Source organism: Streptomyces sp. NPDC006458 (genome assembly GCF_040612135.1).
GTDB lineage: Bacteria > Actinomycetota > Actinomycetes > Streptomycetales > Streptomycetaceae > Streptomyces.
The window spans coordinates 1-24,340 of sequence record NZ_JBEXPR010000035.1 but is presented as its reverse complement, the minus strand read 5'-3'; the positions used below and the strand labels follow the sequence as shown (position 1 = coordinate 24,340).

Genomic DNA, 24,340 nt, shown 5'->3' with positions numbered 1-24,340 from the left:
GGATCCTCAACACCACCGCCAGCAGCGCGCCCCCGCCTGCACCGCAACGCCCGGCGTGCGCGCGGGCCAGTCGCGGATGCGGGCCGCTCGCGCGCGGATGGGCGGGTGCTCCCCGGCCGTTCCGTCACGAACTCAACTGGACTGCGTGACCGGGGACCTCATGCCGAGCCACTGCTCGGCGCCCCATGCCTCGAACCGCTCTACCTCGGTGAACCCCAGCTTCGCAGCAAGGCGCATCGAGCCGACGTTGGCGGTCTGGGTGGTGAGTACCACCGGCTCGCCGGGAAGCGTGTCGGCGAGCCAGCCGAGTGCCGCCGCGCATGCCTCGGCGGCGTACCCGTATCCCCACACCCGCGGCAGGAACAGGTAGCCGAGATCGGCCTTCCCGGCGGCGGCCGGACGACGGTGTCCCGTTGCTCTCCTGAGCAGGATCTGGCCGATCATCGACCCGTCGAGATCAACGACGAAGCTCCCGGGCCACCGCTCGGGCACGTGAGGCGTCTCGCGCTCAAGCTCGTCACGCGGGCGGGGGCCGCCGAGGTAGGTGTGTACCTCTGGCGAGGCGAGCAACTCGATGAACGCCGCACGATCCCGCGCCTGGGGCTCACGGAGCACGAGCCTCTTGGTCCTGATCGGCTCAGGCGGCCAAGCCACGGGTCCCAGATCTTCCATCCGCGCACGCTAACAGATGATCAACCAACCGCACGGGAAACGCCTGACGCCGGCTGTTCCTGTCCGAAACCGGCCGGCACCGCCCCGCCATGCGCTTCACCGAACGCCTCATCCTCCAGCTCCGCAGCCCGGTCGTCGCGCGGTCGTCCGGTGAACTTGTCTCCGGCCTCAGCGGCGACGTTGACGGCGTCGGCCACGACCTCGGCGAACCGGGAGTGGAAAGTCGGCCGCTTCGCTTCAGCAGACACGCTCCCGCCTCTCCGCCAGGAGTACCAGTTCGCCGCCGCGACGGCTTCAAGTACTACGAGTGGAGCGGTCCTTGGCCTTCATGCGGCGAAGGCCGGCCAGTCGACTGTGAGGGCTGGGTGACCTGGATGTCGAGCTCGATCTGGATGGTTGTGCCGATGGCGGCGATGCCATGGGAGAGCATCTTCTGCCAGTTGAGGGTGAAGTCCTCGCGGTGCAGTTCGGTGACGGCCTTGCACGCGGCGCGCAACTCTCCCTGCAGGCCGGTGCCCAGGCCCAGGTAGGTGGTGTCGAGCTCAACGGTGCGGGAGACGCCGTGCAGTTCCAGCATGCCGGTGACCGTCCAGTGGGAGCCGCCGCGGTGGACGAAGTCGCTGCCGGTGAAGAGCAGGTCAGGAAAGGCGGCGACGTCGAGGAAGTCCGGCGAGCGCAGGTGGGCATCGCGGGTACGGGCACCGGTGTCGATGCTGTCCGCCTCGATATGGACCTCGATCTGGGAGTCCCGCATGCGCTCGGCGATCCACAGACTGCCCGAGAAGCGGTTGAACCGGCCGTGGATGTAGGCGAGACCGATGTGCCGGACCATGAACCGTATCGCGCTGTGATCGGTGTCGATGTCCCACCGGCCCGGTGCCGGCGTCGGCGGCTGCGAGGCGGCGACCAGATCGATCACTCCGGCCGACGCCCGCACACCGGCGTCCACACGGACCTGCGTCCGTCGGGGATGGAACCCTTCACAGGTCACCGAAAGGTCGTAGGCGCCGGGCGGCACGGCCGCGGTGAACAGCCCGTAGGTGTCGGTGGCGCCTTCCGCGGCCAGCTGACCCGCCTGGTCCAGGACACTGACGGTGGCCCGCATCGGCAGCCCCACCGGGTCCACCACCTGGCACTCGACACGCCCCGCACCCTCGGGCAGTGTCGCCGTGCCGCCATCGAGCGTGTGTCCGCCATTGCCTTCTCTGGCCCGTCGGCGCAGGAGGGGGAACATGGTTGGCGCCTTTCGTCGTCACATTCGGAAAGCGTTTCACCCTGTCAGTCCTCCAATCCGTGTCACAACGGGCGCTCGCCATACGGACCAGTAACGGAGTGTGTGACCAGAAGGTGCAGAGCGTGACGACGCGGTGAAGATCCAGGTGGCGACACCGCCGGTCCCACCGGCCCGCTCTTTCGCAGGCCTGGCCCGGTGCCCGCCAGGCACGCGGAGCGCTACTGAACGCCGCGTCGGTCCCGTTGCGGACACAGGAGATGAGGAGCGCGAGCAGCGGCTGCCTCAGCACCCCGCCATTTCACCGAAGACGCGGCGGGCCGTACTTCCGTCGTCGGCTCCCATGAAGCTGCGGTCGGTTCGCGGGCCGCTGTTCGCCGTGTTCAGCCGGACCGACACAGACACCGCCCGACTCAGCAGACAGCCCGTCGCAGCAGATCACGCTTCCGGCATGTGGTGTCCCCCTGGCGTGGTGTCGTGGTGAGCCTGCGGACCTGCGGCGACAGCGGGGCCGTGCACGTGGCCACAGCGATCACGGCAGCACAGCCGGCCAGCGCCTCCCGGGAGCCGACGACGTCGGGAACAGGTCCGGCCGCGAGCGGCCCGAGCGGGGCGAAGGCCAAGAAGCCGAACCAGTCATAGGAGCTGACGCGGGAGAGTGCGTCTTCGGGGACTTCACACTGGTGGTCGTGGACCAGAGCACGGCGAAGATGTCCCGCGGCGCTACCCGATCCGAACATGGCCATCGCGGTCAGCCAGACCGGGGCTGAGACGGCGAGCAAGGCGATCGGTGAGGCAGCCGGCAAAGTGGCCAGAACCGCCATGAGGACGGGCCTGTTCACCCTCGCGCGCGCGGCCAGCCCGGCACCTGCGATGGTGCCCTCGTCCCCCATTCCAACGCCCGCAACGGGCTGCTTTCCAGGACGCGCATCAGGTCGCCGCTTGGACATTTCACCTACTGAACGCCATCGCGCGTGTCGAACGCGCGCTATACCGGAAAAGCTTTACCGTTCGCGAAACCCCACTCATGGCATGCCCCCAAGACCACCCCTGTTCAACATCAACGGTGGGCGCCCATCCCGCGAGCCGAGATCGTGGGCGGCGGCACCACGATGCGAGCGGTCGGACATTTTGAGTTCATCGCGTGCAGCTCCTTCTCCAGCCCCCTACGGAGATACCCAACCCGGACGGGCAACACGGGAAGATCGGCAGGGAATCATCGATGCCCGCCGTCGACAATCAGGCAAGCCCGGCGCAATGGCAGCCGCAGCACGACCCGCGCCAGCGTCTGACCTGCGGGAAGCATGCGGGTCGACGGTCAGTCATCGTGCCGTTCCGAGCGAACCCGGCAGTGGTCATAGCGCCGCGCCCCCGACTGCCTCTCTCACGGCAAGTGATCCACAAAACCCGCGCCGATTCGCATCTCCCCACACAATGCCGTCGCCGACGGCGTGGACCCTTTCGCCACCAAGCCGCTTCCATATCGGCCAACTGCCAGTCCATCGAGTCGGGGTTGATGTGTTTCACGTCATTGACCCGTCAGGTCAGGACGCGTAAATTGCACACGCAGAAAGCGCTTCCTAAAGAGGAACGGGAGTACTGACACAACATGACTGATGCACACGACACCGGGTTGCCCGGGGGCGTCGCCATTTCCCATCTGTCGGTATACGACTGGCCTGCCGCCGATGGGGAATGCGGCGGCACCCCTCATATGCACCTGGCGTGCTCCGAGGCTTACATCGTCACCGGCGGACGCGGCGTCGTTCAGACACTGACCGCGTCCGGGTACGAGGCCACTCCGCTCCGGGCCGGCACGGTTGCCTGGTTCAGCCCCGGCACCATCCACCGGCTGGTCAACGAGGGCGGTCTGCGGATCACGGTTCTCATGCAGAACAGGGGACTGCCGGAGGCCGGGGACGCCGTCCTCACGCTGCCTCCGGAGTACCTGACCGATCCGCAGACGTACGCCCGTGCCACCGCCATCCCGGCCGACGCGCCCGAGGAGGAGCAGGAGCGAGTCGCCCGAGCCCGGCGGGACCTCGCCCTGGAGGGTTACCGCGCACTGCGGCAGGCCGGGGGGCCGGAGGCCCTGACCGCCTTCCACCGTGCGGCCGCCGCACTTGTGCGGCCGCGCATCTCCGAGTGGCGCGAGCGGTGGCGACAAGGTGCCGAGGTCGACGCCATGGCAACCGGGCTGCAGCTCGACTGGCTGGAGCAAGGGCAGTTCCCGCACCTCGCGGATGCCGCGGTGAGGTCCCAACAGCCCTCTTTCCGTGGGAAGTTCGGGATGTGCGGTCGGCTGGACGTCTACCAGGACTGATGTCGGTGCCCGACCGGGCTTCGGGTAAGGCGGGTGGCGATGCCGGCCCACGGGTCACCGCCTGCGGCCGGGACGCCGCGTCGCAGGCGGCTCTGCCGTCGATTCCCTCCAGATTATCCGGAACAGAGACTCCTTATCCGTTTCGGGGGTTTCGTTCCTCAAGCTCGCGATCAGTTGATCCATGGCCCTGGCGCCGAGTCGTTCGAGGTCCACGTCGACGGTGGTCAGGGACGGCGTCATGAACTGCCCGACCCCGATGTTGTCCCAACCGGTCACGCTGACGTCGCCCGGCACGTCCCAGCCGCGTTCCCGGGCTCCCCGTATGACGCCTGCGGCGACGAGGTCGTTCGCCGCGATCACCGCGGTCGGCCGGGAACGGCTCGGGAGCGACCGGATCGCCTCCACGCCGGACTCGCCGGACCAGTCACCGTCGAACACCCCGACGGACTCGAGCCCCAGGCGTTCGACCGTGTCCAGATAGCTCTGCCTGCGCGCTCTCGCGGAAGCGAACCGCGGGTCGCCGGCGACGTGCAGGAACCGTGAGTGACCGAGCGCCGCCAGGTGCTCGATCATATGGACGACAGGAGTGGCATCGGCCAACTCCCCGATGCCGCGCATCTCGTCGTCGTAGTCGGCCGAGATCACCACGGTCGCCCTCTGGTGCAGTCTGTTCTTCGCCGAGGGGAGCACGGGCGCGAGGGAGAGGATGCCCTCGAACTGTCCCGAGTCGGCGAGTTCCAGGAGGCGTTCGCTCCTCGCCTTGACGCCGCCGGCGGCGCCCACAGAGTCGACGAAGTACCCTGCGGCGTGCGCAATCGCACTGGCTCCGGCCAGAATGCGTGAGGGGTTGAAAGCCATGGCGGGCATAAGGATCGCCAGCCGGCCGGTCTTCCGGGTGCGCATGGAGCGCGCCACAAGGTTGGGACGGTAGTCCAGTTCACGGATCGCGCTCTCCACACGTTCCAGGGTGGCGGGCTTCAGGCCGCCGTTGAACCGCAGGTACCGCGACACCGTCTGTGGTGACACACCGGCCAGCCGCGCCACATCAGTGATCGTCGGCCGCCGTCGCGCCGTGTCAGCGCTGTCCATCCGCAGCCCCCGCCCTTCCTTCGACGTTCCGGTGAAGCCAGAGCGTACACACTCTTGACGTAAAAAGTGATCGTTCACTATTGTCCTGCCCCACCCAGACGTGAACGTTCACGTCCGGCATGCGGGCCAGGGACGGTCCCGCATCAATGTGTGCCGATGCCGCCACGCAAGGGAGCAGTGCCGTGAGCTCCATCAATGAACTACGCCGGCTGCGCGGGTCCCAAAGGGGCGCGAAGCAGCAGAACAAGGTGGCGTTCTTCTTCCTACTGCCCTGGTTCGCCGGGCTCTTCGCGATCACACTCGGCCCGATGCTGGCCTCGCTCTACCTCAGCTTCACCAAGTACAACCTGCTGCAGCCGCCGCAGTTCAGCGGATTCGACAACTGGACGCGGATGCTCTCCGACGAGCGCCTGCACCAGTCTCTCCAGGTGACGTTCGGCTACGTCTTCGTCTCTGTCCCGCTGCAACTGGCGATGGCCCTGGGGCTCGCGCTACTGCTGGACAGGGGAGTGCGTGGCCTCGCCTTCTACCGCTCCGTCTTCTACCTGCCCTCGCTGATCGGCGGCAGCGTGGCGATCGCCGTGTTGTGGCGCGCGATGTTCGGGACGAACGGCCTCGTCAACGAGGCCCTGGCCGTCGTCGGCATCCAGGGGCAGGGCTGGATCTCGGAGCCGGGAACGGCGCTGTCGACCCTCGTCGTCCTGAACGTCTGGACCTTCGGTTCGCCCATGGTGATCTTCCTCGCCGGACTGCGGCAGATCCCGGCCTCCCTCTACGAGGCGGCCTCCGTCGACGGCGCGAATCGATGGCGCCAGTTCCGCAGCATCACCATTCCGCTGCTGACACCCATCATCTTCTTCAACCTGGTGTTGCAGATCATCCACGCCTTCCAGACGTTCACCCAGGCCTTCGTGGTCTCCGGCGGCTCCGGAGGGCCTGCCGACTCCACCCTCTTCTTCTCGCTGTACCTGTACCAGCGCGGGTTCGGCCACTTCGACATGGGTTACGCGTCCGCGCTCGCATGGGTCCTGCTCCTCGTGGTCGCGGCCTTCACCGCCCTCAACTTCTGGGCCTCAAAGTACTGGGTGTTCTACGATGACTGACCGCCCCCTGGCCGTGCCTCGCTCGCTTCCCGTCGACCGCCCTCCAGCGGTGTCCCGGATCAGGCGTGCGGTGCGCACCCCCCTCAAGCACTGCCTGCTGGCACTCTGTGCCCTGACGATGCTGTACCCCGTCCTGTGGATGCTGGTCAGCTCACTGCGGCCCAACAGCGAGATCTTCCGCAGTGCGGGACTCGCCCTGACGCACCCGCGCCTCGAGAACTCCAACGGCTGGAGCGCCTTCTCCCAACCGTTCAGTCACTACATGATCAACTCGTTGATCATCGTGACCGGCGCGATCCTCGGGAACCTCATCGCCTGCTCCCTGGCCGCGTACGCGTTCGCCAGGCTCGAATTCCGGGCGAAGCGTGTGTGGTTCGCCATCATGCTCGTCACCATCATGCTGCCCGTCCACGTGATCATCGTGCCGCAGTACGTCCTGTTCTCGGAACTCGGCTGGGTCAACACGTTCCTGCCCCTGATCGTGCCGAAGTTCCTGGCAACCGATGCCTTCTTCATCTTCCTCATGGTGCAGTTCATCCGAGGCATCCCACGCGAGCTCGACGAGGCCGCACGCATCGACGGCGCCGGTCACGCACGGATCTTCTTCCAGGTCATCCTGCCGCTCATGGTCCCGGCGCTGGCGAGTACCGCGATCTTCACGTTCATCTGGACCTGGAACGACTTCTACTCCCAGCTCATCTATCTGACCGACCCGGACAAATACACCACGCCTCTCGCGCTGCGTGCCTTCGTCGACCAGCAGACCGCGACCGGCTGGGGGTCGGTGTTCGCCATGAGTGTCGTGTCGATCGTTCCCGTCTTCCTCGTCTTCCTGGCCGGACAGCGCTTCCTGCTGCGAGGCATCGCGACCACCGGCGGCAAGTAACCACGGGGCAACCGCCAGGCATGCGGAGGCGAACGAGCCAGGGCCGCCCGGGAGCGCCGCAGCCATCAACCCGCCCCATTCACCAGGCACAGGAGCACCACATGAACACCAGCCTCTTCGGACGCGCCGCGTTCGGAACGCTCGCCTCGCTCTCCCTCGCACTGACCGCCTGCTCCGGCAACAGCGCCGGCTCGGCTTCCGAGCTCAGCGGCGAACCGGTCACCCTCCGCGTCACCTGGTGGGGCTCGGACAGCCGCGCCCAGATCACCGAGCAGGCCATCGCGGCATTCGAGAAGAAGTACCCCGACATCGAGGTCAAGGGGCAGTACAAGGACTGGAACGGCTACTGGGACGCGCTCGCCACGACGACCGCGGGCAAGGACTCACCCGATGTCGTCCAGATGGACGAGCTGTATCTCGCGTCGTACGCGGACCGCGGCGCGCTGCACGACCTCGGCAAGGCGAAGAAGCTCCTCGACACCTCGATGTTCGACCACAAGGCCCTGGCCACGGGGCAGGTCGACGGAACGCAGTACGCGCTTCCCACCGGGGTCGGCGTCTCGTCCATCGTCGTGAACACCGACCTGTTCAAGAAGTACGGCGTGGCCCTCCCCGACGACACGAAGTGGACGTGGGACGACTACGCCAGGATCGGGAAGGAACTCACGGACAAGAGCGGCGGCGAGATCCACGGGGCTTCCGGCGCCCCCGGCTTCTACGCCGGCGACGTCAAGTACTGGGCCCGTCAGCAGGGCGGCGAGCTCTTCGACAAGGACGGCAACGTTTCGCTGAGGCCCGAGGCGCTCGCAGGCATGTGGAAGTACGGTCTGGGCCTGATCTCCTCCGGGGCCGGCGTCAAGGCTTCGACGATGGTCGAAGACCTGACCGCCGGGGTCACCGCCGGCAGCTTCGCCACCGGCAAGGCCGCCATGATCACGGCGTACAACACACAGCTCACCGCACTCCAGCAGGCCACGAGCGCCCACCTGAAGCTGCTTCAGCTGCCCCACGCCGACGGCACCGAGGCGAACTTCCTCAAGCCCTCCATGTACTGGGCGGTCTCCAGCCAGAGCCGGCACCCGGCCGAGGCAGCCGCGTTCATCGACTTCCTGCTCAACGAGCCGGTGGCCGCCCGCATCCTCAAGACCGAACGGGGCATCCCCGCGAACGAGCAGATGCTCGCACACCTCCAGCTGGCTCTGACCGGCCCCGACAAGGCGGCCGCCGACTTCATGGACGCGGTGCCCCAGGGTGAGCCACCGGTCGTGACCCCCAACGGCGGAAGCGGCATCGAACCGGCGCTGCAGCGCTACACCCAGGAGGTCTACTTCAAGAAGACCTCGCCCGAAGCCGCCGCGCAGGCCTTCGTCAAGGAGCTCCAGAGCGAGATCGACGCGGCCAAGTGACCGCTGTCCCGGGGGCCGTAGCCGCCGTCCACAGCCCCCGGTGGATTCCCGCGAAAGAGCGGGTCGGACACCGAGAGAGAGAAGCCATCCATGCCCGTCCCCCGGCCGCCGTACCGTGTGGCCATCATCGGCACCGGCGGTATAGCCCATGCCCATGCCGAAGCGCTCACCCAGCTCTCCGCACGCGCCCAACTGGTCGCCGTCGCCGACGTCGACCACACCCGTGCCGCCGAGTTCGCCGGCCGATTCTCCGTGCCGCACGTCTTCGGCGACCCGAAGGACCTGCTGGAGAGCCAGGAGCTCGACCTCGTGCACATCTGCACGCCGCCGCAGACCCACGCGCCCCTGGCCTGCCTGGCCATGCGGGCCGGAGTGACCGCCCTGGTGGAGAAGCCGACGGCGCTGAGCCTGCGCCAACTGGACGAACTGACCGCGGTGCAGGAGCAGACCGGCTCCAGAGTCCTGACCGTCTTCCAGCACCGCTACGGTGCCGCGGCCGTCCGACTGCGCCGCCTGGTCGAAGCCGGCGCCCTGGGCCGGCCACTGGTCGCCACCTGCGAGACCCTGTGGTATCGGTCCGACGACTACTTCGAGGTGCCGTGGCGGGGGCGCTGGGATGTCGAGGGAGGCGGCCCCACCATGGGGCACGGCATCCATCAGTTCGACCTGATGCTGTCGGTTCTGGGCCCGTGGTCGCTGATCACCGCACTGGCCGACCGCCGGGCCCGGTCCACGGACACCGAGGACGTCTCGGTCGCCGCCGTCCGCTTCGGCAGTGGAGTCCTCGCGACGGTGGTCAACTCCCTGGTGTCCCCGCGCGAGACGTCCCGCCTGCGTTTCGACTTCGAATACGCCACGGTCGACCTCGAGCATCTCTACGGATACCGCGAGGAGCACTGGCGGTTCACGCCGGCCCCCGGCCATGAGGGGCTCGCGGCCCTGTGGGCCGGTGGTGACGAGCCGGACGTCACGAGCGGCCACAGGCTCCAGATCGAGGCCGTGTTCGACGCCTGGGACACCGGTGAGGAACCCGGTGTCTCCCTGCTGGAAGCGCGTCGCACGCTGGAGTTCGCGGCAGCGACGTATGCCTCGGCGTTCCGCGGTGTCCCCATCGCCGCGGGCGAGCTGACGGACGACGATCCCTTCACGCTCAGCATGGACGGCGGCGCCGTGCCCTGGCAGCGGGTCAAGGAGGCCTTGGTATGAACGCGCTCAAGATGGGCCATGACCTCGGTGTCTCGGTCACCGTCCGGGACGGCGGTACCGAACTGTTCCAGTACGTGTACCGGCCGGACACCGTCCAGCTGGAATCGCCCAAGCCCTACATCAGCCCCCTGCGCACCCGGGCCGGAGAGGTGGTCAGCCTGTTCCGTCCGCACGACCACGTGTGGCACAAGGGCATCGCGTGGTCCCTGCCTCACGTCGGCGAGGAGAACTTCTGGGGCGGCCCCACGTACGTCCATGGGCGCTTCTACGTTCAACTGGAGAACAACGGAACCCAGGCTCACCGCCGGGTCGTCGCCCTCGACCGGTCCGACGGCACGGCGATGTTCTCTCATGACCTGGACTGGATCACTCAGTCCGGGAGGCTGTTCTTCACGGAGCGCAGGACGCTTCGGGCGAGCCTGATCTCCCCGCAGGCCTGGGCGTTGACGTTCGAGACGCGGATGACGAACGTCTCGGGGACGGACGTCGTCATGGGATCACCGACTACCAGGGGACGGGAGAACGCCGGTTACGGCGGTCTGTTCTGGCGGGGCCCGCGGTCGTTCACCGGCGGGCGGCTGGTGACCGAGGACGGCCTGGGAGGTGACGAGATCCGCGGGCGGCGCATGGCATGGATGGCTTATGAGGGCCGCCATGACGAGACGGACGCGCAGTCGCTGGTCCTCATGGTCGACGACGCGGCCAACCCGAATCACCCGCCCCAGTGGTTCGCCCGCACGGAGGAGTTCGCCTGCCTCAACCCCGCACCGTTCTTCAGCGAGGAGCTGACCATCGAGGACGGGACGACCGTGCGGTTCCGTTACGGCGTGGGCATCGCCGACGCCGACGCGAGCGCGGCTTCCGCACTCGCCGACGCCGTGCGCGGGTTGCTCGCGCGGCCCGACGCGATCCCCGCTGCCGGGGAATCCGAGTAGCCGCCATGGGCGGTGGCCGCGCTCGCGCACACGGTTGCGGAAGAGAGCGAGTTGTTCGCTCGCTCGACTGCGACTGCGACTGCGACTGCGACTGCGACTGCGACTGCGACTGCGATCCAGACCTTCGAGTCCTCGGACCTCGATGTGTACCCGGGGTGCGGGACCTCCCCACGGCCACTGCTCCCCGCCGACTTCACCCTCACCAGGTGTGACCAGATCGTCCAGGCCGCCCTCACCCGGCACAGCCTGGACCGGCAGCGGACGCTTCTCACCCCGCAGTCCCTCCTGCCCGCATTTCCCGCACCCCGACGTCCGGCGGGCCGGGCCCTGTCAGCGCCCGGCCCGCCAGCCGCCTCGAAGACAAAGCCGGCTCCGAAGCAATGGGAGGCGTCGCTCACGCGGTTTCCGATCCGCTCCCCCTCCTGAAAGGTTCGACACGATGAAACCAACTCTCGCGCGGCGCTCAGTGCGCGCCAGACGGTCCTCGAGCGCTCTGCTGAGCCTCCTGACCTTCGCGGCTGCCGCGATCAGCGGCACCGTGATGTCACAGACGGCAGCGGCCAGCACGGGAACGACGTACTACGTCAGCGCTTCCGGTGGCAGCGACCAGAACTCCGGCACGAGCGCCAACTCGCCCTGGAAGTCGCTGGCCAAGGTCAGCGCCACCACCTTCCAGCCCGGCGACTCGATCCTCCTCAAGGCGGGCGACTCGTGGAACGGCCAGATCTGGCCGAAGGGATCGGGTGCCGATGGCGCCCCCATCCAGATCAACCAGTACGGCACCGGCGGCAAGCCGCAGATCAAGGGTGCCGGAACGGTCGCGGATGCCGTCAAGCTGTGGAACCAGCAGTACTGGGAGATCCACAACCTGGACGTGTCCAACAACGCGCCGGCGACGAGTACGCCCGGGGCCAACCTCGGCGACTTCCGCGGCATCCACGTCGGTGGTGACAACGGGCAGCGACTGAATCACTTCGTGATCGACTCGGTGGATGTGCACGACGTCACGGGTGAGATCAGGTGGATCTACGGGTACGGCAAGCCCAGCCTGCCGGGCATCTCGTGGGGCAACGGCTGGGACCGCTCGAAGAACACCGGCGGCATCGTGTTCAACACGACGGTGCAGAACATCGCTTCGCCGCCGAGCACCGCTACCGTGCTCAACGACGTGACGATCGAGAACTCCGCGATCCGCAACACCTCGTTCGCCGGGATCGTCTTCAAGCAGTACACAGGGGACGCGCCCGGGGCCGTTCCCACAGGGTGGGGGTCCCGGACCACCGCCACCGATCCCAAGTTCACACCGTTCACCCAGGTGACGGTCCAGAACAGCTACCTCACTCAGACCGGCACCACCTACGGGGCCAACGGCATGTACCTCACGGGCATCCGCAACGGCCTGGTGCAGAGGAACCTGGTCGACCGCGTCGGCACCTCGGGTATCGAGCTGTTCGCCACGGACCAGGTCGTCGTGCAGTACAACGAAGTCACCGGCACGCAGTTGAGGTCGGGCGGAGTCGACGCGAACGGCATCGACACGGACATCGCCACGACCGGCTCCATCGTCCAGTACAACTACCTCCACGACAACGTCGAGGGTTATCTCGCCTGCGCGTGCCTGGACGAGGCCACCTTCGGCGACGCCGTCTTCCGCTACAACGTGGTCGCGAACAACTCGCTGGCCGGCATCCACCTGGCCAACGTCCCGGGTTCGACGACCAAGGTGTACAACAACACGGTCTACAACACCGGTGCGAAAGTGATCAGGAGAGACGACAACGACAAGAAGGGTGGTGTCACCCACTTCAGCAACAACATCTTCTACACCACGGTCGCCAATGCCGCGATGGTGGCGGATGCCCAAGTGACGTACGCCAACAATCTCTACGGCGGCACGTCGCCGGTCGTGCCCGCCGGCGACACCGACGCGGTGAAGGGAGACCCGCAGTTCGCCAATCCCACCGCGGGTGGCACCGGAACGCAGGCCACAGGGCCCGCCCTGAGCGCCGGCCTCAACTGGCGCCCCGCCGCCGCCTCTCCCGCCGTCGACGCCGGCATCACCATCGCGGCGAACGGCGGGGTGGACTACAACGGTGCGACGGTGCCGGTCGTCCCCGACATAGGGGCCCTCCAGCACAACCCGCCCTCCGGCACCGTCTTCAGCGACAACTTCGACGCCCTGCCCGCCGGGGCACTCGCGACCGGGACCAACGGCTGGACGGTCAACTCCACCGGCAACGAGGTGAAGGTGTCCAACACCCCCAGCTCCACCGACAAGAGCGTGCAGCTGGTCCGGATGCAGGACGCCGGCGGCGTCCTGGGCACCAACCTCAGCCGCACCTTCCCCACAGCGCTCACCGGTACCGTCACCGTCGAAGCCGACGTGATGCGCAACGACGGCGTCGGGGAGCGCAACTACTTCGGCCTGCCCTACCTGTACAACAGTTCAGGCGACCAGGTCGTCAGCGTCGGCTTCTCCGAGGGCAACATCGTGGCGTACTCGGGTACCGCTCTCAAGGTCATCAAGCCCTATTCGCAGGGTACTTGGTACCACGTCAAGATCGTGGCCGACACGACGCAGCAGCACTTCGACCTCTACCTCAACGGCCGGAGCGTCCTGACCGACGCTCCCTTCCGCAACAACGCCCCCAGCATCGCCCGCCTGGCCTTCTACGGCAACGCCGGAAACGGCAGTGCTTACGTCAACAACGTCACCGTCCGCTGACGTCTCACATCCCTCCTACGCGAAGCCCCTGGCAGACGCGGGTGATCTTGATTGAGAACCCGTCTGCCAGGAGCTTCGCCATTTCGCAGGACGGTGGGGAGCGCGCGATCACCGGCCGTCCTGCGGCTGTGCGACCCCGTTCCCAGGGGCGGACGGCACCGGAACCTTCGAGGCCGGCCTCGTGAGCGGCACGTCGTCAGGAGAATGCCATGACTGATCAGCCCGGTCGGCTGTTGCCGCACCGACAGCTCGGTGAGCATCACCCTGTGATCCGGAGGGAGGGGAGCCACATGAACACGCCTCTTCGCGTGGACAGTTGGGTGATCGCCGCAGAGCCGGACCTGGTCGCCAAGACCCGGCAGCAGGTCCTCGACACGGCTCGCCAGTCGGGCTTGTGCCTGACCGACGAGTCAGCAGACGATCTCCGACTACGGGTCTCCGAACTGGTGACCAACGGGGTCGAGCACACCCAGGCTTGCCTGCTGACACTGACCCTGCTCGGACTCGGTCGCCACCTGTGCTTCGAGGTGATGGAGGGAGGCGCGGGCGCGCCCGTCGTCGAACGGCCCGATACCGATCAGGAACACGGGCGAGGAATGTTCCTGGTCGACGAACTGGCGACCTGCTGGGGCTGCCGGCAGGCGCTGTCGGGCAATGCCGTCTGGTTCATCCTCGCGCTTCCCGCGGCGGACCTCCGGTCACCCGCGTGAATCCGCCGTACCGATGCTCCACGGGCTGCGGGCGCACGGCTCCCGCGGCCGCACGGCGGGCAGCGTGATCGCAGCGGGTCCACGGCGGCCCCGCACGCCCTTGACACCCCCCATCTAGGGGCATACCGTCTGAAACACGAGAACGTGAACGTTCACGAAAGATCGAAAACAAAACAGTCCTCGGCAGGAACCTCGCCGGAGATGATCAAGGTTCTCCAGGTGGCATCGCCGTCACTCGGAGTTCGGGCTCAGCTCCGACACCGCCGACGGCGGACGCAACTCCTACGGCCACTGTCCCAAGGTTCTGCACCCGCCGACCCGGTCCCAGCGGTTACTGCGAGAAGCTCTCGGAGAACTCCCCGTGCAGCACGTGCCGACGGCGCGCGGCAAAGGGAGTACCGGGTTCCCCAGCTGAAGCGCATCCCAGCAGCGCACGCGGAGACCGACATGACCGTTCTCACGCTCGCCCCGCCGAGCCAGGCACGACCGGAAACGCACACCGCCTTTGCTCATGCGGCTTGCAGCGCCGCCACCAGTAATGCGTGCGTGCCGGCACTGAGGCATTTCGTGTCGCACTTCGTCCAGCGACTCGGCCTGTCAGAGGACCTCCGTGATGCAGCGTGCCTGGTTGCCAGCGAACTGATCACCAACGCCGTCCTGCACAGCGGCAGCAACTCGGTGACGGTTCTGGTCGGCATGGAAGGGCACGGTCTGATCATCTCGGTGCGTGACCGCGGCAGCTGGCGTATGCGAACCGATCCCCGGCACAGCCCGGCTGATGACGATGTGGTGTGCGGTCGCGGCCTGGACCTGGTCCGGACACTCACCGACCACCTCTCGGTTTCCACGGGCTCTACCGGCACAGTCGTCAAGGCGTTCCTGACCATCGACCCGCTGGTACCACTCGCCATCTTGTCTGGCAGTGACGCTTGAAAAGGAACGCCGACCGGGTCGCGCCGGGCACGCATGACGCGCCCGCACGGAGCGCGTCCGGGGCATCTGCCAGCGGATGATCGCCGCCTACCGGCACCCCCACCCAGCCGCGGGCCGCGAGCTGACGGTCAAGCTGATCGAGTCGCTCAGCGCCGGCGTCCCCAGGCCGCTGGTCGAGATCGTCAAGCCCGGCCGGACCCTGAGCAAGCGAGCCGCTGACGTACTGGCCTACTTCGACCGGCCCGGCACCAGCAACGGTCCAACCGAAGCGATCAACGGCCGCCTGGCGCACCTGCGCGGCTCCGCCCTCGGCTTCCGCAACCTCACCAACTGCATCGCCCGATCCCTACTCGAGACAGGCGGATTCAGACCCGCCCACACCCTGCACTGGTGAAGAGCCGCTCTTCCTGGGGGTCGGCCAAGATACGACGGAAACCGGCAACCAGTGATCTTGAGTTGCACTTGCCGCAGATGAGGTACCGGGGCGGATCGGCGTCGGCTGCCCGACCAGAGACAGCCATGCGCAAACGCAGCCGGAGACCCGAGCTTGTGTCACCGTTCGCAGTGGACTTGTGCGCGTACCCGCTCGGATCGGTCAACGGCGCACCCGATAGCGCAGGTGAAGCACCCGGTTGCCCCGAATCACCACGTCAGGATCCTCCAACAGGTGCTGCGCGTGGACCGACCCGAAGTAGCGCTTGCCGGACCCGAACACCACGGGTACGACGTCCATGCGCACCTCGTCGACCAGACCCGCGGCAAGCACCTGGCCACCGACGTCGCCAGCGGCGACCTCGACCATGCGGTCACCCGCAAGCCCTTGCGCCTTGGCCACGGCTGCCTCGACGCCGTCGACGAAGTGAAACGGCGCCTCGGGGTCCCAGCCCTCGGGCTCCGGCCGGTGCGTCACGACGACCACGTGGTCGATCCCGCCCGGAGGCTTCCCGTCCCAGCCGTCCGTCAGGTCGAAGACGTGGCGGCCGACGACTGTCACCCCGATCTGGTCCCAGTACGGGCGGGTGTAATCGTAGGACGTCTGCGACACCTTCAGCTCGCCGCTCTCGTCCAACGGGACGTCACCGCTGGACAACCAGTCGAACAGCGGTCCGGGCTGGTCATTCTCGTCCGCGACGAAGCCGTCCACCGACACCGAGCTGTACATGACCACCTTGCCCACAGGGCTCTCCTCTGCTTTGGGGTGCCCCCAAATTAGCGTGTCGTGAGCTGTCGCTCTTGTAAGAAATCAATCGGCCGGCAGGGGTCAGCTGTCCAGCACGTGGCCGGGATGTTCGCGCAGGAACCGCCGCCGGACTTCGACGTACCGGGTCGGTGTGAGCCCGGTGAACGCCCGGAATTCGTGACCGAAGTGGGCTTGGTCGAAGTAGCCTGCGCCACCGGCGAGGTCGCCCCAGTCGATCGGTCCGGCGAGGTCGATCGCGAACACGGTGGCGGCCAAGCGGCATGTGCGGGCCAGCCGCTTCGGCGTGACGCCGATGAACTCCTGAACCGCTGCGCCAGATGAGTGCTGCTGACACCGGCTGCCACGCTCAGGCGAACGCCGACGGCATCGGCGGCAGCGTCAGCCGGGCGTACGGCGACGCACCCTCCAGGTAGTAGAGGTCGTCGATCAACCCGTCCAGCGGCGGTCGCGGCACTCTGGACACGTACTCCACGCCCCGGCCATGTCCTGCAGTCCTTCAGTGGCGTCGTGAGCGGCCTTCTTGACCTCCATGACCAGACACTCATGGACGGCAGGTGGCACGCCCTGTACCCGGGCCCACCGCGCATCCGCGTCAACCTCTCTGTCCCACACGCCGACCTGGTCTCCACGCTCGCCGTGCTGCACACCGCGCTGCGTCGCTGAGGAGGCGTCAGCTTGCAGGGCCGCTCGGGTCGGAGCGCCTGGATTGGAACCCGTCGCCGTTGCCGTCGCCGTTCATGCACAACGGGCTTGCATCCGAGATGAGTTCAGCGATCGCATCGGCCGACAGGCCGGTGAGTCTTCGGTTGCTGATGATCGCTGCACGAGCGATGGTCATCGTCCACCCTGTCGTGGCGAAGCGCCCCCGTGGCGATCAGTCACTGAGACGCTGCGCACCGGACATGCACGCAAGGGTCTAACAAGATTGGTATGTCAACTCGCCACGATGGATCCGGTCGCAGGCAATGAGCTGCCCCAACGCGAGGCGGCCGCAACCGGCTTGCCCACTCGGTCCGAGCTGTGCAAGCACCAGTCACGACCAACCGGGTGGTGCAACTCTCGGTGCAGCGGTTCAGCCCACGAAGGAAGCAACCCCCGCCCACGGCACACGGCTTGTGCAGCGAGTGCGCACCGGCCGGGCAAGCCGACTGCCCAGTGGGCAAACCCGGCCGGGTCTGTGGTCGGAGGCTTCCCCACACCCCTGACTAAGACCCCACCACGGCCTCACCATGACCCGACCAGGGCCAAACCATAGCCCTGACCTGCGCAGACGGCACCAGTGCGCAATCGCCTACGCCTGGACGATGCGTCTCACCAGCCAGGCGGCAGCGGGCCAATGCCGGTCAACTCACCCCCGCGACGGCTGGGCACCATGCCGCGAGAGCTCCTGGGCCGCAACAGCCACACCCCGGCCGGCGTGCAGCAGCGCCATCAGGCCCAACGGGACGGCCAGCCAGCGCCACGCAGTGTGAAACTGCGTGATCGCGTAGACGTACGCCCAGACCTGGAGCCCAGCCCCCGCCAGGTTGCCCACAATCCGCAGCACCGGATGCGGTCTCCTGCGTAACACCGCTTCGAACCAGGTCTTTTCCACTATTCCCACCCTCTCGCGGCCCGGGACCGCCCCGGACCATGCCAGAGAAAGAGTAGATGACACGCGATCCCGACCGGGGGGGCTTGTCCACACACCGCCCAGGCCCGCCCTTCACCCCTCACCACAGACCCGACCACAGGCCTCACCATGACCTGACCATGCAGGTCACAGCCTTGCGCAGCTCCTCCCTTCCTTCAGTGCGCGGGTCTGCTCAGTCACCATCGGCTGCGCATTCCGCGACTGCACGCAGCACGAGGGTCCAGTTGCGCAGACCTCACCGAGTGCGCACGCAATGGCCGACCGCGCAGGGCGACGTCCTCCAGGACTGTGGCGAGCCGGTCGGCGTCCTCACGGAGAGGTAGTCGGGGTTGATGTCCATATACACTACGGTCCCCTTGATCCAGTGGGCGATGGTCCTCGCCTTCCTCATGCCTTCACGCTCCCGTGAGGCAACAGCTCGGGGCCTGAGCACGCGTACTCAGCCGCGGGTTCAACCGCGCGCGATCGTGATGGGGTCGCTGCCGTTCCGAGCACGCTGATACACATGTGCGATGGCAGGCGACAACTCCGGTGAGTTTCAAGCAGGGCAGTCGGGACTCATAGTGAGGGTCCCCGAGGCAGAACCTATTGTTCGAGCGTGGCGGGACAGGCTGGATCCCTCAGCCCGCGCGGGCGTTCCGGCCCATGTCACCGTCCTTTTCCCGTTCCTCGACGAGAGTCGCATCGACAACCGCGCTTGCACTGCCATCGGAGAAGTGATCGGGTGTCACCGGTCCTTCGAGACCCGGTTCGAGCACTGCGGTCGGTTCCCGGGGATCTTGTATCTCGTCCCTGAGCCGGACATCCCGTTCCGCCGGCTCACCGAGGCGATCGCGGACCGGTGGCCGGAGGCCCCGCCGTTCGGTGGGCAGTTCGACGAGGTCGTCCCGCATCTGACCATCGCTCAGGGGCAAGTCGATGCCGTGCTTGAGGAGGCCGAGGCCGACCTTTGCAGCCGGCTTCCCGTCACTGCCCGCGTGTCGTCGGTCGATCTGATGGTCCACGACGGAACAAGGTGGCAGCAGCGAGCGTCGTTCGCACTCCGGTGATCCCTTGGTTGGCAGTCGGCCAGCCGCCGCCCTGCTGGGCCTTGGTGTGGGCGAGTCGGTAGGAGCGCTGCCGGTTTCGAGATTGTCGTTGCCGAGGGTGAGGCGGCCCACCATGGCCGCGCAGAGCCCCGGGTCGGTGAACGTCTTGGTCCGGGTCTGTGTAGCGAACGGTGGTGAGAGCCCCGACCCGTGCCTGACCCCCAACCTGGACCCGCCGCGTAGGCGACCGAACTCGCGAAGGCGGGACTGCGGACGGCCCGCCGAAGCCGGTGTCCCCACCCGACCGACTCGGGTCTCGGTAAGGGTGAACGAGCCGCAGAGGTCGCCTCGTGTTGCGGTGCGGTCACCTTGGCCCCGAGGGCGACGGTCCACCAGTGCGCGCAGGTGCGGGCCTTGACCGGCGCGGCCGCGGCCAACGGGGCGCGGCCGGCTACGTAGCGAACAGTTCGCCACACTTCGACAAGAACGGTGACTTGGTGCCGTGCGGGCACCAGCGGCCCGCCGAGGGCGGTGGCTGATCCGCGTCCGATCATCAGGCCCGGAGCCGATGACAACGGCTGCGGCGGGGGCGGTGCCGAGGAAGACGTATCTGCGCAGTAAGACTGCGGCACCTGGTTGATGGGAACGACGCACTGCCGGCGGACCAGACGCCGCTCGATGGCCTGCACGGAGAGGTCAGCCACCCCTCCCCCGCGATGCCCCACTGCCTCGCGGGGCCGGCCATCATCACCGCGCACATGGTTCTGCCGGGCGGCGCTCAGCTGGCACGAAGGGCCATCTGATCCTGGAGACGCCTGCATCGGCCGCCGATCGCTGATCGCTGATCGCTGATCGAGACTATTCGCCAGCCCGCGAGGCATCCGAGGCCGACGGCTGTGCTCTTCCGTCTGCGGCCGTGTAGATCTGGGGCCGGACCTTGCCTACCACGCTGCCGCCTTGCCAGTAGGACCTGAAGTGCGCTTGTCGCATGGACGCCATCTCCTTGGGCAGCATCCGCGCCAGCTGTTCGGACATGTCGGTTGTCGGCCCGAGCGAATGCGATGGCCCCATCGTGAAGGAGCACGAGCCAGGCTGTCGGCTTCCCAGTGCCGCCGTGACGCGGGGGATCTGTGTGGCAACGCAGTGCCCGTTCACCGTCCGCACGACTCCCGATTGGGCGGAGGAACAGATCTGCGCCTGGGGCGTGCGGGTTTGCGTCTGTGTCTGATTGACTCCGCGCCCACCCCCACACCCGTACGCGCACCCTTTCCGGGGTGCGAGATCAACGTGAGCGGAGCCGCCCAGATGTCCTTCGCACCGCAGCCCTGGCACGGGCCGCCGAACCACCACGAGTCCGCAGCCGGGGCGCGGCCTCCGGCAGAGCATGAGCCGCACGACGCCGAGGAGACGGCGCGACTGGCCGTCGGGCTGCGGCTCGGCGTCCGGATCGCCGGCGCCTGGCTGCTCTACGTGCTGCCCGCCGCCCTCATACCGGCTGTGTACGGCACACGGATCGCCGGACCGGTGAGCCTCGGCATGATCCTCGCCGTGGTGCCCTTCGCCGTCGGTGTGCACGCGCTGGTGGTGTACGGGCGACGGGTCGACCGGCTCGAACCGCAGCCGGACGCCCGGAGGTGCTCATGACCACGCTGCTCGATCCCTCGTCCCGGTCCCTCGTCTTCGCAGTGTTCTCGGTGTTCGTCGTGACCTGCCTGATGCTGTGCATCGTCACAGGCGCCGACGAGGACGACCGGGCTCTCGTACGGTCCGACAGCCGCCGGCTGCGCTCCTGGCAGCAGGGCATCGCGATGGGCGGCGACACCACCACGGTCGCGACGGTCACCGTACTGGTGGGCATGGTCGCCGCGTTCGGCTTCGATGGCCTCGGCATCATGCTGGGCAGCCTGATCGGGGTCATGCTGCTTCTCGTGCTGATCATCGAGCCGCTGCGCAGGCACGCCTCGCTGACGGCCGCCGACATGCTGGACGCGCGCGGCAGCGGTGGGCCCGCCGTACGCGTCTCGTGGGGCGTGGTGACCCTGCTCGTCTGCTTCCCGCTGCTGGTCGTGCAGTTGGTGGTGGTCGGCAACGTCGCCGCGGCACTGATCGGGCAGCCCGGTATGCGGACCGGCTGCATCGTGGTGATCGGCTGCGTGATGACGGCGCTGGCCGTCATCGGCGGGATCCGGGGCACGGGCGTGGTGATGATCGCGAAGTCGGCGATCGCCCTGCCCGTGCTGGTGATCGCTGCCGTGCTCGTGCTCTACCGCTTCGGCGGGGACCCCGGGCGGCTGCTCGACGCCGCCGCGCACGGCTCGCGGATGGGCGAGGCGTATCTGCGTCCGGGCGGCTACACCGGTGAGGGGTGGGTGGGGGCCGTGAACCGGATCGGGCAGACCCTCGGCATGTCGATGGCCACGCTGGCGATGCCCGCCGTGCTCATGCGGGCGATCTCGACGAAGAGCCCGCGCGGCGCCCGGACCGTCGGCTGTTGGATGCTCAGCGAACTCACCCTGCTGTACGGCGCGCTCGCCGTCGTCGGCGTCGGCGCGGCGGCCCTCGCCGGCGAGGCGCTGCGCGAGGCCGGTCCGGCGGCGCAGGTGTTCACGCCGCTGATCCTGGGGCGGGCGCTCGACAGCGGCGGCATCCTGGTCGCGGCCATGGCCTGCGTCCTCTTCCTCACCGCGCTCGCGGCGGTGGTGGATGTGACCCTCGCCGCGGGTATCACGCTGGGACGGGACGTGCTGGGTGCGTCCGGCAAAGCTGCCGGCAGGCGCTCGGCGGGCAAGGCGGACAGTGCCGCTTCGCGGTGGTCGGCGGCGCTGACGGGGGCGGTCTCAGCGGTCGTGGCAGTCGTCGCCGCCGACTGGAACCTGGTGGTCGTCTCGACGCTCTGGCTCGCCGTCTGCGGCGCCGCCCTCGCACCCGTCCTGCTGTACGCCCTGTACTGGCCCGGTTTCACCGCCCGCGGTGCACTGTGGTGCCTCTGGGGGGCCACAGCGCTGAGCATTGCGGCGCTCGCGCTGTCGCCGTACATGTCCGGCACACCCGAGTCGATCTTCCCGGAGCACGACTTCAGGGTCTGGGACGTGACGATCCCGGGTCTGGTGACGGTGCCCGCGGGCTTCCTGCTGGGCTGGCTGGGCAGCATCACGGATCCGCGCCGGGCGACAGGCGACGTACCGGGGTCGGTGCGCCGCAGGGAACTGGACACTGTCTGAACCATCCCGCGTGCCGCCCACCGATGACTTCCGGTGGGTGGCACGGTCGTATCCGGTACATGCACCCGGATTCGGAGGACACCATGCCGCGGAAGATCACCGCCAGCCTGTTCATCTCCCTCGACGGCGTCGTCGAGGCGCCCGATCAGTGGCATTTTCCCTACTTCAACGACGAGATGGGAGCCGCGGTCGGTGCGGGCCTGAACACCACGGAGGTGCTGCTCTTCGGCCGCAGGACGTACGACAGCTTCGCCGGCGCGTGGCCCGAGCGGGAGGCGGCGGGCGGTGAGGACACGGGCTTCGCCAAGCAGCTCGGCGACATGCGGAAGATCGTGTTCTCCCGCCGACGGCTCGACCTGCGATGGCGGAACTCCGAGCAGGCGCAGGGTGACGTCGCCGAGATCGCCGCCGCCCTGAAGAGCGAGCCGGGCGGTGACATCTCGCTGAGCGGCTCGGTCTCCGTCGTCCGGCAGCTGCTGGCCGCGGGCCTCCTCGACGAACTCCACCTCCTTGTCCACCCCATCGCCGTACGCAAGGGCATGCGCCTGTTCGACGAGGGCGAGCCGTCGATCCCACTGAAGCTGCTGAAGTCGGAGACGTTCACCACGGGCGTGCTGAACCTCGTGTACGGGCCCGACCCCGCGCCGCCGACAGGCGGTTACGAGGATGCCGTCGCCGCGCTCGGGGAATGACGGCCACCGCGGAAGACGCAGGCCCGGCGACCCCGGCAAGCGGCAGCGGCAGCGGCCCCGGCAGCGGCAGCGGCAGATCGGGCGACTCCGGTGTCGGGATCGCGCAGCTTGCCGTTGCCCGCGCACTGGAAGCCTGGGAGGCCCGCCGGAGCAGAAGTCGGTGCCGTCGGGGAAGCACTTGAAGTATTCCGCCAGCCGCGCGGCGGAGAGACCTCCGAGCTCCTTGAGTGATCGGGTCTGCGAGTTGTCGACGAACGCCCTGTGATCGTCATCGACCTTGCCGGCTGTGGTCGATCGCCCCGCCTTGGGCAGAGGTACCCGCCGAGCCGCCCATGCCGCTGGAGGCGGAGAACGTGGCCCTGCGGAAAAGGGTCCGCGAGCTGGAGGAGGAACGCGAGATCCCGCGGAAGGCGGCGATTATTCCGCCGGGGAGACGCGCCGGTGAACCGCTTTCAGTTCGTGGCCGACCACCAGCGCCACTACGGCGTGAAGCGGCTGTGCACCATCGTCGGTATCGCCCGCTCCAGCTTCCGGATGTCGGCGCGGTCCGGCGCCCCATCCAGTTCGTCACACCGCGCTGGTGGCCGCGGACGAGTGCGGGTCTCGTCGACGACCACCAGCTCCAGGGAACCCACCCGACGCGCCTCAACTGGAGCCCTCGGCGGGACGGGTCACCAGCCTGACCGTGCCGGCCGACCGCCCGGCACGGTCATCGCTGACCGCGGCTGCTGCACCGCGGCCAGCGACCTGGCACTCGCCGGATCCGGCGTCCAGCGGATCGGCTTCAGGGGCAGGCCGCCAGTGCTCAGGGGCGCCCGTACCGCTTGCACAGGTAGTACGTGGGAGGGTAATCGCCGTCATCGAGGCAGATGCGGACCACGGCCGCGCCACCGGGGACAGCCGCTTCGACAGGCACTGAGAATTTCGCGCTCGTGCCGCACACACTGGCGCTGAAGCCCCGACCCAGTTCGACGTCGGCGCTGTCGAGGGTGAACACCGAGGTGCCCCGGCAGCTGAACCCGTCCACGGACTACTGTTCGCCGGTCACGGTGACCGAACGGTTGTACCAGGTGATGGTGCCCCTCGTGTAGGTGTTCCCGACCGTGACGTCGAACGGGCTTGTCGGATAGGCGGTGGCCTGGGCGGAGGCGGCGGGCGCGCTCAGCAGCGTTCCGGCGGTGAGCACGACGCCGCATAACGCGGCAGCGAGACGAGTACGCATGTGGTCTCCCAGAGTTGACGGCTGATCGTGAGGACTAGTGCCCCGACAGGCAACGTTCGCCCCGTCGCGACGCCCGGCACGCCCTCTCGCCGCACCGGGCACAGACCCAAGTACATCCAGTACG

Annotated in this window: 25 protein-coding genes and 3 pseudogenes; 17 read left to right on the top strand and 11 right to left on the bottom strand. The window is 67.9% G+C overall.

Annotation, left to right across the window (positions count from 1 at the left end; genetic code table 11):
- Window positions 1-132: 132 nt before the first annotated feature.
- From ABZZ79_RS33965 to ABZZ79_RS33950, 4 genes are all read right to left on the bottom strand, one after another.
- On the bottom strand, window positions 133-672 hold the full coding sequence (locus ABZZ79_RS33965) for a GNAT family N-acetyltransferase (protein WP_356695485.1): 540 nt from the start codon (window positions 670-672) through the stop codon (window positions 133-135).
- A gap of 20 nt (window positions 673-692) precedes the next feature.
- The gene (locus ABZZ79_RS33960) at window positions 693-920 is read right to left on the bottom strand and encodes a hypothetical protein (RefSeq protein WP_356695483.1); all 228 of its coding nucleotides are present in this window, start codon (window positions 918-920) and stop codon (window positions 693-695) included.
- A gap of 53 nt (window positions 921-973) precedes the next feature.
- Window positions 974-1,906: a YceI family protein gene (locus ABZZ79_RS33955; RefSeq protein WP_356695481.1), complete on the bottom strand. Its 933-nt coding sequence runs from the start codon at window positions 1,904-1,906 to the stop codon at window positions 974-976.
- A gap of 410 nt (window positions 1,907-2,316) precedes the next feature.
- The gene (locus ABZZ79_RS33950) at window positions 2,317-2,727 is read right to left on the bottom strand and encodes a hypothetical protein (RefSeq protein ID WP_356695479.1); all 411 of its coding nucleotides are present in this window, start codon (window positions 2,725-2,727) and stop codon (window positions 2,317-2,319) included.
- A gap of 785 nt (window positions 2,728-3,512) precedes the next feature.
- Here ABZZ79_RS33950 and ABZZ79_RS33945 point away from each other — a divergent pair.
- Entirely contained in the window at window positions 3,513-4,226 is a 714-nt protein-coding gene (locus ABZZ79_RS33945; RefSeq protein ID WP_356695477.1) for a cupin, read from the top strand.
- Between the two features lie 54 nt (window positions 4,227-4,280).
- Here the strand turns inward: ABZZ79_RS33945 and ABZZ79_RS33940 are convergent, their stop codons facing one another.
- Window positions 4,281-5,315 carry a LacI family DNA-binding transcriptional regulator gene (locus tag ABZZ79_RS33940; protein ID WP_356695475.1) on the bottom strand — a complete coding sequence of 345 codons (1,035 nt, stop codon included), beginning with the start codon at window positions 5,313-5,315 and terminating at the stop codon, window positions 4,281-4,283.
- 182 nt (window positions 5,316-5,497) lie between these two features.
- On the opposite strand from ABZZ79_RS33940, the gene ABZZ79_RS33935 reads away from it, so the two are divergent.
- The 9 genes and pseudogenes from ABZZ79_RS33935 to ABZZ79_RS33895 all read left to right on the top strand — a co-directional run.
- On the top strand, window positions 5,498-6,418 hold the full coding sequence (locus ABZZ79_RS33935) for a sugar ABC transporter permease (RefSeq protein ID WP_356695473.1): 921 nt from the start codon (window positions 5,498-5,500) through the stop codon (window positions 6,416-6,418).
- Window positions 6,419-6,488: 70 nt separating this feature from the next.
- A complete protein-coding gene (locus ABZZ79_RS33930; RefSeq protein WP_356695471.1) occupies window positions 6,489-7,304 on the top strand; it encodes a carbohydrate ABC transporter permease in 816 nt (271 codons plus the stop codon).
- A 101-nt stretch (window positions 7,305-7,405) separates the two neighbouring features.
- Window positions 7,406-8,710, top strand: a complete 1,305-nt coding sequence (locus ABZZ79_RS33925; protein WP_356695469.1) for a sugar ABC transporter substrate-binding protein — start codon at window positions 7,406-7,408, stop codon at window positions 8,708-8,710.
- A gap of 90 nt (window positions 8,711-8,800) precedes the next feature.
- Window positions 8,801-9,916: a Gfo/Idh/MocA family oxidoreductase gene (locus tag ABZZ79_RS33920; RefSeq protein WP_356695467.1), complete on the top strand. Its 1,116-nt coding sequence runs from the start codon at window positions 8,801-8,803 to the stop codon at window positions 9,914-9,916.
- Window positions 9,913-10,851: a PmoA family protein gene (locus tag ABZZ79_RS33915; RefSeq protein WP_356695465.1), complete on the top strand. Its 939-nt coding sequence runs from the start codon at window positions 9,913-9,915 to the stop codon at window positions 10,849-10,851. The genes ABZZ79_RS33920 and ABZZ79_RS33915 overlap by 4 nt, the downstream gene beginning before the upstream one ends.
- A 439-nt stretch (window positions 10,852-11,290) precedes the next feature.
- On the top strand, window positions 11,291-13,576 hold the full coding sequence (locus tag ABZZ79_RS33910; protein WP_356695463.1) for a right-handed parallel beta-helix repeat-containing protein: 2,286 nt from the start codon (window positions 11,291-11,293) through the stop codon (window positions 13,574-13,576).
- A gap of 209 nt (window positions 13,577-13,785) precedes the next feature.
- Window positions 13,786-14,286 carry an ATP-binding protein gene (locus ABZZ79_RS33905; protein WP_356695461.1) on the top strand — a complete coding sequence of 167 codons (501 nt, stop codon included), beginning with the start codon at window positions 13,786-13,788 and terminating at the stop codon, window positions 14,284-14,286.
- Between the two features lie 447 nt (window positions 14,287-14,733).
- Window positions 14,734-15,219, top strand: coding sequence for an ATP-binding protein (locus tag ABZZ79_RS33900; RefSeq protein ID WP_356695459.1), 486 nt, complete (start codon window positions 14,734-14,736; stop codon window positions 15,217-15,219).
- Window positions 15,220-15,280: 61 nt separating this feature from the next.
- A pseudogene (locus tag ABZZ79_RS33895) lies at window positions 15,281-15,613 on the top strand (transposase); the annotation flags it as partial.
- Window positions 15,614-15,814: 201 nt separating this feature from the next.
- Here the strand turns inward: ABZZ79_RS33895 and ABZZ79_RS33890 are convergent.
- The 3 genes from ABZZ79_RS33890 to ABZZ79_RS33880 form a co-directional block, all read right to left on the bottom strand.
- Window positions 15,815-16,396 (bottom strand): dihydrofolate reductase family protein, encoded by a 582-nt coding sequence (locus ABZZ79_RS33890; RefSeq protein ID WP_356695457.1) that lies wholly within the window; start codon window positions 16,394-16,396, stop codon window positions 15,815-15,817.
- Between the two features lie 84 nt (window positions 16,397-16,480).
- The gene (locus tag ABZZ79_RS33885) at window positions 16,481-16,675 is read right to left on the bottom strand and encodes a hypothetical protein (protein ID WP_356695455.1); all 195 of its coding nucleotides are present in this window, start codon (window positions 16,673-16,675) and stop codon (window positions 16,481-16,483) included.
- A gap of 91 nt (window positions 16,676-16,766) precedes the next feature.
- Window positions 16,767-16,892 (bottom strand): hypothetical protein, encoded by a 126-nt coding sequence (locus tag ABZZ79_RS33880; protein WP_356695453.1) that lies wholly within the window; start codon window positions 16,890-16,892, stop codon window positions 16,767-16,769.
- A 35-nt stretch (window positions 16,893-16,927) separates the two neighbouring features.
- Between ABZZ79_RS33880 and ABZZ79_RS33875 the strand changes: the two genes are divergently transcribed.
- Complete coding sequence (locus tag ABZZ79_RS33875; RefSeq protein WP_356695451.1) at window positions 16,928-17,083, top strand: hypothetical protein; 156 nt, start codon at window positions 16,928-16,930, stop codon at window positions 17,081-17,083.
- Between the two features lie 7 nt (window positions 17,084-17,090).
- On the opposite strand, the gene ABZZ79_RS33870 is transcribed toward ABZZ79_RS33875, so the two are convergent.
- Window positions 17,091-17,258 carry a hypothetical protein gene (locus tag ABZZ79_RS33870; protein ID WP_356695449.1) on the bottom strand — a complete coding sequence of 56 codons (168 nt, stop codon included), beginning with the start codon at window positions 17,256-17,258 and terminating at the stop codon, window positions 17,091-17,093.
- A 510-nt stretch (window positions 17,259-17,768) separates the two neighbouring features.
- On the bottom strand, window positions 17,769-18,014 hold the full coding sequence (locus ABZZ79_RS33865) for a hypothetical protein (protein WP_356695447.1): 246 nt from the start codon (window positions 18,012-18,014) through the stop codon (window positions 17,769-17,771).
- 551 nt (window positions 18,015-18,565) lie between these two features.
- Here ABZZ79_RS33865 and ABZZ79_RS33860 point away from each other — a divergent pair.
- The 6 genes and pseudogenes from ABZZ79_RS33860 to ABZZ79_RS33835 form a co-directional block, all read left to right on the top strand.
- The gene (locus ABZZ79_RS33860; protein WP_356695445.1) at window positions 18,566-19,102 is read left to right on the top strand and encodes a 2'-5' RNA ligase family protein; all 537 of its coding nucleotides are present in this window, start codon (window positions 18,566-18,568) and stop codon (window positions 19,100-19,102) included.
- A gap of 1,284 nt (window positions 19,103-20,386) precedes the next feature.
- A complete protein-coding gene (locus ABZZ79_RS33855) occupies window positions 20,387-20,725 on the top strand; it encodes a hypothetical protein (RefSeq protein ID WP_356695443.1) in 339 nt (112 codons plus the stop codon).
- Complete coding sequence (locus tag ABZZ79_RS33850; protein WP_356695441.1) at window positions 20,722-22,302, top strand: transporter; 1,581 nt, start codon at window positions 20,722-20,724, stop codon at window positions 22,300-22,302. Before ABZZ79_RS33855 ends, ABZZ79_RS33850 begins: the two co-directional genes overlap by 4 nt.
- Window positions 22,303-22,385: 83 nt before the next feature.
- Window positions 22,386-22,994: a dihydrofolate reductase family protein gene (locus ABZZ79_RS33845; RefSeq protein WP_356695561.1), complete on the top strand. Its 609-nt coding sequence runs from the start codon at window positions 22,386-22,388 to the stop codon at window positions 22,992-22,994.
- Between the two features lie 338 nt (window positions 22,995-23,332).
- Window positions 23,333-23,525, top strand: a pseudogene (locus ABZZ79_RS33840) (IS3 family transposase); the annotation flags it as partial.
- A 7-nt stretch (window positions 23,526-23,532) separates the two neighbouring features.
- Window positions 23,533-23,792: pseudogene (locus tag ABZZ79_RS33835) on the top strand (ISNCY family transposase); the annotation flags it as partial.
- A 232-nt stretch (window positions 23,793-24,024) separates the two neighbouring features.
- Here the strand turns inward: ABZZ79_RS33835 and ABZZ79_RS33830 are convergent.
- Window positions 24,025-24,216 carry a hypothetical protein gene (locus ABZZ79_RS33830; protein WP_356695439.1) on the bottom strand — a complete coding sequence of 64 codons (192 nt, stop codon included), beginning with the start codon at window positions 24,214-24,216 and terminating at the stop codon, window positions 24,025-24,027.
- Window positions 24,217-24,340: the final 124 nt, after the last annotated feature.

What these genes read in the sequence shown, in the direction of transcription:
- ABZZ79_RS33915 (WP_356695465.1), top strand. Translation starts at nt 9,913, where the DNA reads ATGAACGCGCTCAAGATGGGCCATGACCTCGGTGTCTCGGTCACCGTC.
- ABZZ79_RS33910 (WP_356695463.1), top strand. Translation starts at nt 11,291, where the DNA reads ATGAAACCAACTCTCGCGCGGCGCTCAGTGCGCGCCAGACGGTCCTCG.
- ABZZ79_RS33905 (WP_356695461.1), top strand. Translation starts at nt 13,786, where the DNA reads ATGACTGATCAGCCCGGTCGGCTGTTGCCGCACCGACAGCTCGGTGAG.
- ABZZ79_RS33955 (WP_356695481.1), bottom strand. Translation starts at nt 1,906, where the DNA reads ATGTTCCCCCTCCTGCGCCGACGGGCCAGAGAAGGCAATGGCGGACAC.
- ABZZ79_RS33850 (WP_356695441.1), top strand. Translation starts at nt 20,722, where the DNA reads ATGACCACGCTGCTCGATCCCTCGTCCCGGTCCCTCGTCTTCGCAGTG.
- ABZZ79_RS33845 (WP_356695561.1), top strand. Translation starts at nt 22,386, where the DNA reads ATGCCGCGGAAGATCACCGCCAGCCTGTTCATCTCCCTCGACGGCGTC.
- ABZZ79_RS33830 (WP_356695439.1), bottom strand. Translation starts at nt 24,216, where the DNA reads ATGCGTACTCGTCTCGCTGCCGCGTTATGCGGCGTCGTGCTCACCGCC.
- ABZZ79_RS33950 (WP_356695479.1), bottom strand. Translation starts at nt 2,727, where the DNA reads ATGGCGGTTCTGGCCACTTTGCCGGCTGCCTCACCGATCGCCTTGCTC.
- ABZZ79_RS33920 (WP_356695467.1), top strand. Translation starts at nt 8,801, where the DNA reads ATGCCCGTCCCCCGGCCGCCGTACCGTGTGGCCATCATCGGCACCGGC.
- ABZZ79_RS33855 (WP_356695443.1), top strand. Translation starts at nt 20,387, where the DNA reads ATGTCCTTCGCACCGCAGCCCTGGCACGGGCCGCCGAACCACCACGAG.
- ABZZ79_RS33940 (WP_356695475.1), bottom strand. Translation starts at nt 5,315, where the DNA reads ATGGACAGCGCTGACACGGCGCGACGGCGGCCGACGATCACTGATGTG.
- ABZZ79_RS33965 (WP_356695485.1), bottom strand. Translation starts at nt 672, where the DNA reads ATGGAAGATCTGGGACCCGTGGCTTGGCCGCCTGAGCCGATCAGGACC.
- ABZZ79_RS33925 (WP_356695469.1), top strand. Translation starts at nt 7,406, where the DNA reads ATGAACACCAGCCTCTTCGGACGCGCCGCGTTCGGAACGCTCGCCTCG.
- ABZZ79_RS33870 (WP_356695449.1), bottom strand. Translation starts at nt 17,258, where the DNA reads ATGACCATCGCTCGTGCAGCGATCATCAGCAACCGAAGACTCACCGGC.
- ABZZ79_RS33860 (WP_356695445.1), top strand. Translation starts at nt 18,566, where the DNA reads ATGGCAGGCGACAACTCCGGTGAGTTTCAAGCAGGGCAGTCGGGACTC.
- ABZZ79_RS33945 (WP_356695477.1), top strand. Translation starts at nt 3,513, where the DNA reads ATGACTGATGCACACGACACCGGGTTGCCCGGGGGCGTCGCCATTTCC.
- ABZZ79_RS33900 (WP_356695459.1), top strand. Translation starts at nt 14,734, where the DNA reads ATGACCGTTCTCACGCTCGCCCCGCCGAGCCAGGCACGACCGGAAACG.